This is a genomic window from Psychromonas sp., assembly GCF_047632955.1.
GTDB lineage: Bacteria > Pseudomonadota > Gammaproteobacteria > Enterobacterales > Psychromonadaceae > Psychromonas.
Genome location: NZ_JBLIED010000004.1, coordinates 55,913 through 69,708, shown reverse-complemented (window position 1 = coordinate 69,708; position 13,796 = coordinate 55,913). Strand labels below are relative to the sequence as shown.

Sequence of the window (13,796 nt, the reverse complement as noted above, 5' to 3'; positions counted from 1 at the left end):
TTTAAACACTGCTCTTTAAACAAGGGCTCAGTAACGTTCAAATAGCTTCAATAAAGTATCGCTATTATCAGGTACAAATTTTTCCTCCTGTTCGCTGCCATAAACGCTATCGGCGAGCTTTTGCTTACGCGTTTGCAATGCAAGAACTCGCTCTTCAACGGTATGCTCACAAATTAACTTATACACAAAGACGGGCTTATCCTGACCAATTCGATAAGCACGATCCGTCGCTTGATTTTCAACAGCGGGGTTCCACCAGGGATCATAATGAATAACCGTATCCGCAGCGGTCAGGTTAAGCCCGACTCCGCCTGCTTTTAAAGAGATAAGAAAAATGGGTACATTGCCATTTTGGAATTTATCAATCACTTCGCTGCGATTACGCGTCTGTCCGGTTAACTTAACAAAATCAATTTCGGCCGCCAGCAGTGATTGCTCAATCAAACCTAACATTTGTGCAAACTGAGAAAAGATCAGAATGCGTCTACCCTCTTCAATCATACCGGGTAAAACTGTCATCAAATAGTCGAGTTTAGCTGAACTTTTGATACTTTGTGCATGTTCAAGCTTCACTAAGCGCGGATCACAACAGGCTTGGCGCAGTTTAAGCAGCGCATCTAAAAACTCTATACGGCTTCTTGCCAGACCTTTTTCTTTAAGCAAGTCACGGACCTTTTCCTCCATGGTGACACGGATGCTTTCATATAAGGTACGCTGATCATTAGGTAGGACTATATTCTGGATAATTTCAGTTTTAGCAGGCAGCTCTTTGGCAACCTCATCTTTGGTCCGGCGTAATAAAAAAGGGTGGGTTTTTTGTATTAACCAAGACTGCACCTGTTCATTTCCTTCGCCTTCAATTCCTTTACGATAAAAACGATTAAAAGTCGCATAGCTGCCCAAAAATCCCGGCATTAAGAAATCAAACAGTGACCATAATTCGCCTAAATGATTTTCCATTGGCGTGCCCGTTAAACATAAACGCTGTTTTGCATTCAGGCGTTTAATACTTTTGGTCATTTTTGCCAAAGGATTTTTAATGGTTTGCGCTTCATCAAGGATTAAATCTGAGAATTGAAATGCTTCCAGCTGAGTAAAATCCCGACCAACTAATGGATAAGTGGTGATCACTAAATCATAATCAGGCACTTCCTCAAAATGCTTATGCCTGTCGGCGCCATGTAATACCAGCACTTTTAAGTCGGGGGTAAACTTGGTCGTTTCATTTAACCAGTTACCCACCAATGAAGTCGGGCAGATAACCAAAGCCGGCTGAACTAATTGCTGATGCTGTTTTTTATACAGTAAATAGGCCAATGTTTGAATGGTTTTACCCAAGCCCATATCATCGGCCAGCACGCCTGAAAAACCATACTCATTTAAAAATACCAGCCAATTTAATCCCGCATGTTGATAATCTCTTAGGGTTGCATCGAGACCTTCAGGTAATGTAACTTCTTGAATTCCTTTGAAATGGCTCAGTTTTTCAGCTAAAGCCTTAACGTGCGAGCCTCCAACCCAACGGTTTATTTCCGGTAATTGAGCCAATAAAGCAGCTTGGCTTTGCGGCAGATGAATATTGTCATTATTGACCTCACCCAGCTCCTGCAATATCGATAAAATAGGTTGAATAGATTCACGTTTAATACGCAGTGGGCGCCCGTTTGGCTGGGCTAATAAAATATCAAAGCGGTGCTGTTGCCAGTCTTCATTATTACGCAACCATTCCAATAACAGCGGTAATAACTCAATACGTTTACCTTCAATTTCAATAGATACGCCGAGATCAAACCATTGACCCTGCTCTTCAACTTCAATATCAATGCTATTAACCTGATCGCTGAGCAAGACCAGATTAGAAGAAATTTCAAAGTGCCACCCCATGACCTCCAGGCGAGCTTTATGAGCGGTTAATAATGATAACCACTGAAACTCCTGAGAGCCACCTAACTCCGGCGGTAAAATACCCACTAGCTGTTCGGTTTCAGGCTGCTTGGGATCGTACATAAACAGATCCAACAGGCACAGTTGTTCAAAGTTTTTAAGTGCTAAACGTTCCTGATTAAGATCCCTGACAATAGTGACAATATTATTGTTGCACATAAATTGTGCACGCTCCGGTTCATCAACTATGCCCGGATTTAATTCAAGTTCACCGTAACGAAAATACAAACGGGCGACAAACAACTTTTGTCCTTTGATCTCTTTTTCATTAAGACTCAATATAACCTGTAACTCATCGCTAATTTCACGCGTTTGATAAACCATAGGATTGGGTAAAACAGCCTGAGGAAAACGCAGCGATACCTGTTCGGTGAAATGCACACATTGCTTTTCACCCAGTGGTGGTGTTTTTAACAACGATAAAATCCAACCACTATCAAAGACACTTTCAATTTCACCAATTAAGCCGCGATCCGTATCAAGATAAAAAGGCGTGGGCGTCGGAATTAACAACCAGTTATCTATACTCTCAAGGCCCACCTGTAATTGTTTTAAATCATCCTCATCAGCCCATTGAAGTTGTATCGGTTTTTTCTCAGCAGGCTGTAAAGGCAGATTTAAGTCATGCCAGAAACAACGCCCGGTTGCCAATATTTTATGCAATGCAAGCAGGTCATTTTCGGTGTACATGGAGGTTTTTTCAAGCTTAGGTACACGCCCTTCTTTGGCTAATAAAAGTTGTAAAATAGTGACGTCGTCTTCTTTTACCCACTTATAACTTTCCATCCAAGATTCATTTTCGACAACAGAAATAAGATCTTTTGCTGCAAATACATTGGTATGTTCACTTTTTAGAAAACGTACTGAGCCATATTCCACCTGCAAATAACGCAAGGAATGGTTGTACGTACTTTTATTAAACGAGAGGCGGAAATACCCCTGATAAGCACTTGAAGTGGTCGTAGATTTCTTTTTAGAAAGTTGACTTTGTAATAGTTCAAACCAGGTTTGGTAACTATTCTCAATATTATAATTGGGCGTGTCCGCCTGATAAGCAAGCAGCAAAGCCACGGCGTGTTTACAGTTCCAACCGACAGGGCAGCTACAAGTACTGTGGATAATAAATCCACCTTTATTAGACTCTTTAATCGAAGCACTGGTTTGGTAAGGGGTTTCTGACGATCCTTTAACACTGCCATTGAGTTGATTTTTTTGCTCATCATATTCACAAGATAACACCCGACTTTCTTTAAAGTAGCGCGTTCCACGGTCGATAATATTTCGGCCGAAACTAGTGGAAATGTCTTGCGGAGTGATCTTGGGCATTTGATTAACCAACTGAAAAAATGGATCATTAATGATAGAGGTCGCGAGACCATAAATAAAGATTTATTACGACTAAGCAGAAAAAATAACCTTAGAATAAGCCATATTTGAAAAAATGGAGCTGTTATTAGAACAATCCACCCGAAGTGATTACTCACCAACACTCTGTCGGCATTTATTTTTGCTGCGTACTTTGAAATTATATAGATTGTAATAAGCACCGCAGATCTACAGATAAACAACAAAATCGGATAACAATGCGCTGACAGAGTAAGACGAACATTATTTTTTAGCGGCAAATAAAAAAAGAGCGCCTCAAAAGGCACTCTTTAAATTTATTTTTAACACGATCAATTTATAATATTATAAATTAGGGCCTAACCATCTTTCCGCCGTCAACAAATCCCAATCTTTACGCTTGGCATAATCCTCTAGCTGATCCTGCTGAATTTGTGCAACGGCAAAATAACGGCTTGCGGGATGCGAGAAAATCCAGCCGGAAACCGCAGCCCCCGGAGACATTGCATAACTGCTGGTTAACTGCATATCGATCTGCTCCTCAACATTCATCAGATCCCAAATAACTTGCTTTTCTGTATGCTCAGGACAAGCAGCATAACCCGGTGCCGGACGAATCCCCTGGTATTTTTCACGAATCAGATCATCCTTCGTTAAGCTTTCATTCGCGGCAAATCCCCAATACTCTTTGCGAGTTTTCTGATGCAGATATTCGGCAAAGGCCTCGGCTAAACGGTCACAAACGGATTGCACCAGAATCGCATTGTAATCATCAAGATTGGCTTTATAGCGCTCGGCCACTTGTTTTTCACCAATACCTCCCGTTACCGCAAATGCACCGATATAATCGGCAATAGCCGATGATTTAGGCGCAATATAATCAGCCAGACAGTGATTGACGAAGGGCGGTTTTTTCTCACTTTGCTGACGCAGATGATGACTCACCTGTAATACTTCAGTGCGCGATTCATCCGTGTAAATTTCAATATCATCACCGACACTGTTCGCCGGGAAAATGCCGACCATACCGCTGGCTGATATTTCGCCCTGTGCTTCAACGGTATCGAGCATTGTTTGTGCTTCTGTAAATAGACGCGTCGCCTCTACTCCAACAACTTCATCCTCAAGAATTCTCGGGTACTTGCCCGCCAGCCCCCATGTCATAAAGAAGGGAGTCCAGTCTATATATTCACGTAAGGTGCTAATCGACATCTTTTTAATGACCTGCACGCCCAGTTGATTTGGTACGGGTGGCTGGTAATTAGCCCAATCAATTTTAGCGGCGTTAGCACGCGCTCTCTGCAGTGAAACCGGTGCGCTGCGTGGACGTTTATTGGCATATTGCTCACGTACCCGAACATAATCTTCATCCAGTTTTTTAACAAAGTCCGGTTTATTGACAGGGTTTAATAATTTCTGACAAACCCCGACTGCACGCGATGCATTAGAGACATAGACCACGGGTTGATCGTAATTCTGCTCTATTTTCACTGCGGTATGAGCTTTAGAGGTGGTTGCACCACCGATTAATAACGGCAGCTTCAATCCCTGGCGCTGCATCTCCTTGGCAACATAGACCATCTCATCTAGCGATGGCGTAATTAGGCCAGATAAACCAATCAGATCCGCCTTTTCTGCGATGGCCGTTTTAATGATTTTTTCAGTTGGCACCATCACTCCAAGATCGATAATTTCATAATTATTACACTGCAGAATAACACCGACAATATTTTTACCAATATCGTGCACATCCCCTTTAACCGTGGCCATAACGATTTTACCGTTGGTTGCACCAACCGCTTTAGTGGCTTCAATGTAGGGGTTGAGATAAGCCACTGCCTGTTTCATAACCCGCGCCGACTTAACCACTTGCGGTAAAAACATTTTTCCTTCACCAAAGAGATCGCCAACGATATTCATACCATCCATTAACGGCCCTTCAATGACGTCGATGGGCATTTCAGCATTGGCGCGCGCTTGTTCCGTATCTTCCACAATAAACTCGGTAATACCTTTCACTAAAGAATGGGCAATACGTTCATTGACGGGCAGGTTGCGCCACTCCAATGCCTTGCCGTCATCCACTTTTTCACCGCCGGAATCCCGGTATTTTTCGGCCAGATCCAGTAAATTATCCGTTGCATCAGGGCTCTTATTTAAGACAACCGCTTCAACCGCCTCTTTTAAATCTGCAGGGATGTCATCATAAATCGCCAATTGCGCCGCATTGACAATGCCCATATCCATACCATTTTGGATACAGTAATAGAGAAACACAGCATGAATCGCCTCACGCACCGGATTATTACCACGAAAGGAGAAAGAAACGTTAGACACTCCACCTGAGATCATCACATGGGGCAGATTATCTTTAATGTCTTTAACCGCTTCAATAAAATCAACGGCATAATTGTTATGATCGGAAATGCCCGTGGCCACGGCAAAAATATTAGGGTCAAAAATAATATCTTCCGGCGGGAAACCCACCTGATTGACCAGAATATCGTAGGAGCGTTGACAAATATCAAATTTACGGGCGCGTGTATCGGCTTGCCCGTCTTCATCAAAAGCCATCACAATCACGGCAAAACCATAACGGCGAATTAACTTAGCCTGAGCAATAAAATTATCCACGCCCTCTTTCATACTGATCGAGTTAACAATTCCTTTACCCTGTACACATTTCATGCCCTCTTCTAAAATTTCCCATTTCGAAGAGTCGATCATAATCGGCACTCTGGAAATATCCGGCTCAGAGGCGCATAAATTAAGAAAACGTTTCATCGCATACAATGAATCAAGCATCGCTTCATCCATATTAATATCGATAATATTGGCGCCCGCTGTCACTTGATGCAGCGCCACCTCCAGTGCCTGATCATATAACTCGTCCATGACTAAGCGCTTAAAGCGGGCTGAACCGGTTACATTAGTACGCTCGCCCACATTTTGAAAGAGCGAATCTTTACGGATGGTTAATGCTTCTAATCCGCTTAATCGGCAGGCAATTTCAAGCTCAGGCAGGACGCGCGGTTTTACGCCGGCAACAGCATCAGCCATGGCTTTAATATGCGCGGGCGTGGTGCCGCAACAGCCGCCGACTAAATTTAGAAAGCCGCTTTCTGCCCATTCTTTAATATGCACGGCCATTTCATCGGCTTCTAAATCGTATTCACCAAAAGCATTAGGTAAACCCGCATTCGGGTGTGCTGAAACATAGGTTTCTGAAATCCGCGATATCTCCTGCACATATTGGCGCAGTTCCTCGGGTCCAAGCGCACAGTTCAGGCCAAATGAGAGCGGCTCAATATGGCGCAATGAGTTATAAAAGGCTTCGGTGGTTTGTCCCGATAGCGTTCGTCCGGAGGCATCGGTTATGGTACCGGAGATCATCACCGGTAATTTGTAACCAAGCTCATCAAAAACACCACTTACCGCAAAAGCCGCCGCCTTTGCATTGAGCGTATCAAAAATAGTCTCAATTAAAATCAGATCAGAGCCGCCTTCAATTAACGCATGAGTTGATTCGCTGTACGCCTCAACTAACTCATCAAAGGTTACATTTCGAAAGGCAGGATCGTTGACATCCGGAGAGATTGAACAGGTGCGGTTTGTCGGGCCTAATACACCGGCAACAAAACGCGGGCGATCCGGAGTTTCTGCGCTTTTTTGATCGGCTACTTGACGCGCTAAACGAGCGGCTTCGCGGTTTATTTCTGCTGATAACGACTGCATTTGATAATCAGCCATGGCAATAGTAGTTGCATTAAAGGTATTAGTTTCAAGAATATCTGCCCCGGCATCTAAATATTCACGATGAATATCGGCAATGACTTGAGGTTGAGATAAAACCAACAGATCATTGTTACCCTTTACGTCACAGGTCCAGTCAGAAAAACGTTCACCACGGTAATCCTCTTCTTCAAACTTATACGCCTGAATCATGGTTCCCATGCCCCCATCAATAAGAAGGATATGCTTTTCTAGTTGCGCCTTAATAAGTGCGCTTCGATCGTTAACGGCCATAGGGTTTCCTGATATTTAATGCAGTAAATAATAGGGGAGAATATTAGCATGAAATTCGGTCAAACTTACCCAACAAAGCTGCTCTTTGATTGAAATTTTCTGTTGAAAATAATGAAAAAAATTTGAGCAGGAGAAAGCGCAGCATTGATTGCGGTCGCCGCGCATGCTGATGACACAACATTCTGTGGAGCTATTTTGAACAGCTCTGACTGTGAAGTGATGGAAAACCGCTATAAATAGGTAGATTGGTATAATCAGCTGGGTAGAGAAACGTTAAAATAAATATCAGATACAAAAAAAGCGAACTAATTAGTAGCTCGCTTTTTACTTAACTTTTAACAATTTTAATGCCATCATAATAAATAAAACGGATTCTTCAGTTGTTATTTTTTACTGTACTATTTTCCAGCCTTAAAACTACCACCTAATAAACACATAATAATAAATGTTTTTTAAACGGTATTAAGAAAAAGTCCAAACGTAAAATACAAAAACAACAAAAAATCTGTACTTAACCTATGATCGACTATCACGAGATAAAAAACAGCAATAGTAACGCCAAACAGGCAATGAGTAGCTTAAAATAGCTGACTCCTAAATTCTATTACTGTTTTTAAAAAGCTGATACGAAATAATAATATGTAGTCCCTCCATGTTAGTGATCCAACCAAAACCAGTTTCTTATTTTCAATTTCAAAATAAAAAGGTCTATCCTCTACCCTTCGGGTCTACGAGTTACGACTTCTAACTCTTTTTTGAGTGATAGCCTCACTAAAAACTGGTACTAAGTATAAACAACCCTCCATGTTAGCTTAAGGATATCAACGAAAATCTATATTGAAAATTCGCTGAGCCTACTTACCAGATTCTGACTAACAACTATTTTTTCTGTTTTCTATTATATAGTTTATTTAGTGATTTATTTACTTCTACTTACTGTCAGCTGCATAACAATTTCTATCGCTAACATTTAAAGTGTAGAAGTGATTATAGGTAGCGCCATTAAAAACCACGAAAATGACCAAAGCTTTACAAAAATAACTTTTTATTGATTTTTATATTAAATCCGCCAGGTCATAGGGAGTCACTTGGTATACACAATAGTTTAACCAGTTACTGTATAACAGATTTCCATGACTTCGCCATATTGCCCGCGGTGTTTTATCGGGATCATTATCGGGATAATAATTCACCGGCTGTTTAGGCGTTAAACCCTCTTCCAAATCGCGTATATACTCATTATTTAATGTTCCCGCATCATATTCAGGATGGCCGGTAATATAAACCTGACGGCAATCCGGGCTGGCAGCCAAATAAATACCTGCATTGGGTGCATCGGCAAAAATAGTTAAATCACTGTTTTCAGATACCACCTCTGAATTAAATTCAGCAAAACGTGATAATGGAGCCCAAAATTCATCATCAAATCCACGCACTAAAGGGTGGTGATGATGGTGGGTACGGTGTAAATAGATACCCGAAAGTTTATCGCCGCGGGTTTCTTTCTTTAAACCATATAAATAGGTTAGCGCAGCCTGCGCAGCCCAGCACAAGAAAAGTGTTGAGGTGACATTGTGGCGTGACCATTCAACAATTTCTATAAATTTGTCCCAATAGTAAACATCTTCAAAGGGTATTTGTCCCAGAGGTGCTCCGGTAATAACAAAACCGTCCCACTTTTGATTTTTAACTCTGTCGAAATCACTGTAAAATTTATCTAAATGCTCTTTCGGTGTATTACGTGATGCGCGGGCATCTACGCGTATTAATTCAACATTCACTTGTAATGGCGTGTTAGATAACAAACGCATTATTTGTGTTTCCGTTTCAATTTTTTTGGGCATCAAATTAAGGATCAAAACACGCAAAGGACGAATATTTTGAAGACTCGCGCGCGTTTCAGACATAGTGAAAATATTTTCTGACCTTAAAATATCAGCAGCAGGCAGATCATCGGAAATACGAATTGGCATAATTTTAAAACCCCACATTATATTTTTATTTGGACTTCTAGAAGTCTAACACTAATTTCATTAAGACTCCTAAAAAATTCCTGTAAATGATATTATCGCTCGACAACCTATTTTTATTCAAGGGATCGTAATGTTAAATATTGTACAAGCTGATTTATCACAGACTGAACACGCACAGGCTTATCTGCACTTGATGTCGCACTACGCCTTAGACCCCATGGGAGGAGGTCAGGATCTTTCAGTTTTTGCGAAAAAAAATCTTATTCCAATGCTCTCAAAGCGTAATGATATTTTTATTGTCTTAATATTTTCAGGTAATAAACCCGCCGCGCTGTTAACTGCAATAGAGGGATTTTCTACCTTTGCTTGTAAACCTCTCTTTAATATTCACGATCTTGTTGTCTATCAAGATTTTCGCGGGCAGGGCCTGACATCATTATTATTTAAAAAAATAGAGGAAATCGCCAGGCTTCGTGATTGCTGTAAAATCACTCTTGAGGTCTTAGAAGGTAATACTATTGCAAAAAATGCCTACAGCAAATTGGGTTACTCTGATTATATACTGGATCCGGAATTTGGCAGTGCCATGTTTTGGACTAAATCTTTAGCGTAGATTACACATTTTATCGTTGCTCACTGTGATTGAATAGAAACTAATAGGGGCTAGCGAATAATGCTAAAAAACATTAACTATTTTAGCATATAATCACTTAATTATTTTTTTGGTATTAGTTGCCCTTTTTTACTGAGCCGCCTATAAATCCAAACAAGGCTTAATCCGCGGGCAAGCATAAAAGCATTCATTGCTATCCATAATGCGTGGTTACCCTGTTCTGAAAACACCAACCAGACCGGGAAATAGACTAGAAAAAGTGAAAAAAGCAGGCTGTTGCGCATCTCTTTGGCCCGCGTCATACCGATAAAAATACCATCAAAAATAAAACCTAATACTGAGGTTATCGGAATAATGATTAACCAGGGTAAATAACTAAGCGCCTCTACACGCACACTTTCTATTGATGTTATCTGCGCAATAATCCACTGCCCGTAAAGGTAAAATAACAGCAGCTGCAATAAACTAAAAATAACCGACCAAAACAAAGTCACATAAACGCTTTCTTTTAATTTGATTAGACAACCGGTGCCGCTATTTTTGCCGACGAGCGCTTCGGCTGCGTAGGCAAGTCCATCCATGGAAAAAGAGATAAGCAATAAAAAATGCATTAAAACCAAATTTGCAGAAACAATAGCATCGCCCAGTTTAACTCCCTGCATGGTCATAAATGCAAAGGTGACTTGTATACATAATGTGCGGATAAAAATATCACGATTCAATAAAATAAATTTTTTAAGAGAATTTAAATCAGTAAGTTGTTTACCTAATCGAAGAAAATCCCCCGGCTTATAGAAAGGTTTAAGAAGTTTCTTAACCAGTAATAAACCGAACAATAAAGAAAGGTAATCGGCGGCGACAGACGCCCAGGCCACTCCTGCAACCCCCCAATCTAAAAAAACTACAAATAATACGTCTAAACCAATATTGACGGCATTGCTAATAATCAGTAAAAACATCGGCACTTTCGCATTTTGCATACCCAGTAACCAACCTAATAGCACCATATTAATCAATGCCGCCGGCGCGCTCCAAATACGGACATTAAAATACAACTGTGCATAAAAATGCACTTTTTCACTGCCCTCAATAAAGTTTAATGCGAGCAGTATCAAGGGTTTTTGTAACAATAAAATGGCAACTGCTAACAACAAAGCGACCAATATAGCTTGTAATAACAAACGAATAATTTGCTGATGATCTCCCTCCCCGTAAGCCTGTGCAACTAATCCTGTGGTCGACATTCTTAAGAAACCTAGCATCCAGAAAATAAGCGTCACAATCATCGAACCCACGGCGACACCCGCTAAATAATATGACTCCGGCATATGCCCAATCACTGCGGTATCAACAAGGCCAAGCAATGGCACGCTAATATTTGAAATCATCATTGGAAAGGCAATGGCGAAGATTTTTTGATGGGTAGATAAATTTAAAAGGGAGGATTTTATCATGGCAAAAAATACTCAATGGCAAACATAAACAGATGCACAGGTCAGGACAGTGATTAATCCGCATCTTTTTGATTAAAATCATACGGGGAAAATTAATTACAGAGCCAAATAACTTAAAGCGTCAGGCATCTTCAGTAATAGGGGTCTAGCTGAGTAAACGACTCACTTAGCGCAGTGGCTTTAGTGCCATTTTTTATAAATTTGATGGATATTTTCAACCATTAAGTCCATCTCCACATTAAAAATACCCTCTGCATTTATTGTCGCTTGAAAAGAGGCGTGATGCTCACCTTTGGGGTTAATTAACACGATTGAAGCGCTGTGGTCCACCAAATAATAGGGCTCAGCCACTCCCTGATCGACAATGCTATAGATCAATCCTAAATTTTGTACAAAAGGCCATAACTGTTTATGGGTACTGGTTACACCAATAAATTCAGAATTGAAATAATGCACATATTCCGCTAACTGATCCGCTTTATCACGATTTGGATCAACGGAGACAAATACAATTTGTATGTCGTTATAGGGTGCTGCTGTTAATGTCGGGTAAACACTATCAAGATGCGCTAAGGTCGTCGGACAGATATCAGGACAAAAAGTGTAACCAATAAAAAAAAGGGTCCATTTCCCTTGTAAATCTTGATTAGTAAAATGCTCACCGCCTGCCAAATCGAAGGAAAAGTCGGTTAAACTTTTCCCCTCCTTAAACAAAATCAGAGATTCATTCTTAGTTAAGTCATCGTGAAACTGTGCTCGACCTAATAATAAAAAGGATAAAAGAAACAATGGCACTATAAATAGTAATATTTTTTTCATTTTTATAATCCATTATATTAAAAATAAATTTTATCCACTCAGACTATTAGACGATTATTAATAAAACAGGCGATTGTTAATAAAACAGTCCGTTTTACATCCAGTCAGCTGTTCGAATGACACCAACGGCTATGCCTTCGATATCAAAAGATTGATATGCCAGGTCTATTTTAATCGGATCAAAGTGATTATTTTCTGCTTTTAAAATTACCTGACGACCTTCCCGATAAAAACGTTTTACGGTAACATCATCTTCAACGCGGGCGACGACAACTTGCCCATTTTTGATATCTTGGGTTTTATGTACAGCCAGAAGATCACCATCCATAATACCGATATCTTTCATGCTCTCACCCTGTACACGCAGTAAAAAATCGGCACTGGGGTGAAATAAAGCAGGATCAACGTCATAGAATGCTTCAATATGCTGCTCAGCTAAAATAGGCTCACCTGCAGCGACTTGACCAATAAGAGGTAACCCTTCTTCCTGTACTTTTTCATTATGTTGATGCTCACCCAGAAGGCGAATTCCACGAGATGTCCCGGCTAAAATTTCAATCGCACCTTTACGTGCTAAGGCTTTAAGATGCTCTTCTGCCGCATTAGCGCTTCGAAAACCAAGAATCTTGGCTAATTCAACCCGGGTCGGCGGCATTCCCGTCTTGGATATTTGCTCTTTGATCACATCCAACACTTCATTTTGACGCTTGGTTAGCTCTTTCATTATTTAATCTCCACGCTAAATTCAACTGTAATTATGAACAGTGTATATTCATACATAAAGTTAATCTAGTTACAAACTATATTTTTCAGTCAATCCATGAAAAATAATTTTTTCGTTCTTTTATTACCCCTACAAACGACCATTAAAGCGAACTACAGTAGCACCAGAGGCATTTTTTGGACCCAAATATGAGAGGGCCTGATTTATCTCAGGAGCAAGCTTATTAGTGCCTTTTACAGTTCCATCCAGCTTGTACGCTCCACCTTGTTCTAATAAGGCGTTAATGTTGCTGCTTAGCTGATCTGATTGCTGTTGTAAAATAGCCACTGCATCTCCATTATCACAACTCAAATCAATGTTCACCGTGTTCAAATCTATTTTACCAAGGTCACTGTTGACCTGTGCATTTTTCCAAACCAAAACACCATCCAATGTATCGCAATAGGGATCCCCCTGTGAAGCCTCTTTTACTACCAGGCTAACATCGCCAGAGGCATCAACAGGAACGGGTAAATCTGCATAGGAGAGCAGTTCCTGGGCGCTCATATCAAGCAGCATGTTTTCAATCATTAGCCCGGCAAAACCTAATTTAACCGACCCTTTACCTGACATGGCATTCTGACCATTATTAAATTTAACATCCAGTTTAATCTGCAGAGCAGTCAATGCAAACCAGTCAACATCCCATGAGAGCCGCTGCAGATTGATTTTTTTGTTATAGGATATAAGCGCAGCTTGGCCCTGCCATGCGGAGCCGGAAACACCACTGATTTGGAGCCCCGAACTTTGAGGAATAAAACGCAATAATGCAGTGGCAGGTAAGGTGACCAGCAACGCGAGCAGATACAAAGATACAAATAATACAATAAACTTAATTTTCATGAAGATAGGATCTCTTT

At 40.7% G+C, this 13,796-nt stretch carries 8 protein-coding genes; 1 reads left to right on the top strand and 7 read right to left on the bottom strand.

Going from position 1 to position 13,796, the window contains the following annotated elements; all coding sequences use genetic code 11:
* Nucleotides 1-27: 27 nt before the first annotated feature.
* From ACJAZP_RS04550 to metA, 3 genes are all read right to left on the bottom strand, one after another.
* A complete protein-coding gene (locus tag ACJAZP_RS04550) occupies nt 28-3,270 on the bottom strand; it encodes an SNF2-related protein (RefSeq protein ID WP_415229553.1) in 3,243 nt (1,080 codons plus the stop codon).
* Between the two features lie 363 nt (nt 3,271-3,633).
* Complete coding sequence (metH, locus tag ACJAZP_RS04545; RefSeq protein ID WP_415229552.1) at nt 3,634-7,314, bottom strand: methionine synthase; 3,681 nt, start codon at nt 7,312-7,314, stop codon at nt 3,634-3,636.
* Between the two features lie 1,055 nt (nt 7,315-8,369).
* Nucleotides 8,370-9,287: a homoserine O-succinyltransferase MetA gene (gene metA / locus ACJAZP_RS04540; protein ID WP_415229551.1), complete on the bottom strand. Its 918-nt coding sequence runs from the start codon at nt 9,285-9,287 to the stop codon at nt 8,370-8,372.
* Nucleotides 9,288-9,417: 130 nt separating this feature from the next.
* Here metA and ACJAZP_RS04535 point away from each other — a divergent pair, with 130 nt between their 5' ends.
* A complete protein-coding gene (locus tag ACJAZP_RS04535; protein ID WP_415229550.1) occupies nt 9,418-9,900 on the top strand; it encodes a GNAT family N-acetyltransferase in 483 nt (160 codons plus the stop codon).
* Nucleotides 9,901-10,001: 101 nt separating this feature from the next.
* On the opposite strand, the gene ACJAZP_RS04530 is transcribed toward ACJAZP_RS04535, so the two are convergent.
* The 4 genes from ACJAZP_RS04530 to ACJAZP_RS04515 form a co-directional block, all read right to left on the bottom strand.
* Nucleotides 10,002-11,354, bottom strand: a complete 1,353-nt coding sequence (locus ACJAZP_RS04530) for an MATE family efflux transporter (RefSeq protein WP_415229549.1) — start codon at nt 11,352-11,354, stop codon at nt 10,002-10,004.
* A gap of 180 nt (nt 11,355-11,534) precedes the next feature.
* Nucleotides 11,535-12,173, bottom strand: coding sequence for an SCO family protein (locus ACJAZP_RS04525; protein WP_415229548.1), 639 nt, complete (start codon nt 12,171-12,173; stop codon nt 11,535-11,537).
* A 94-nt stretch (nt 12,174-12,267) separates the two neighbouring features.
* Nucleotides 12,268-12,897 (bottom strand): transcriptional repressor LexA, encoded by a 630-nt coding sequence (lexA, locus tag ACJAZP_RS04520; RefSeq protein WP_415229547.1) that lies wholly within the window; start codon nt 12,895-12,897, stop codon nt 12,268-12,270.
* Between the two features lie 129 nt (nt 12,898-13,026).
* Nucleotides 13,027-13,779 (bottom strand): type II secretion system protein N, encoded by a 753-nt coding sequence (locus tag ACJAZP_RS04515; RefSeq protein ID WP_415229546.1) that lies wholly within the window; start codon nt 13,777-13,779, stop codon nt 13,027-13,029.
* Between the last annotated feature and the right edge of the window lie 17 nt (nt 13,780-13,796).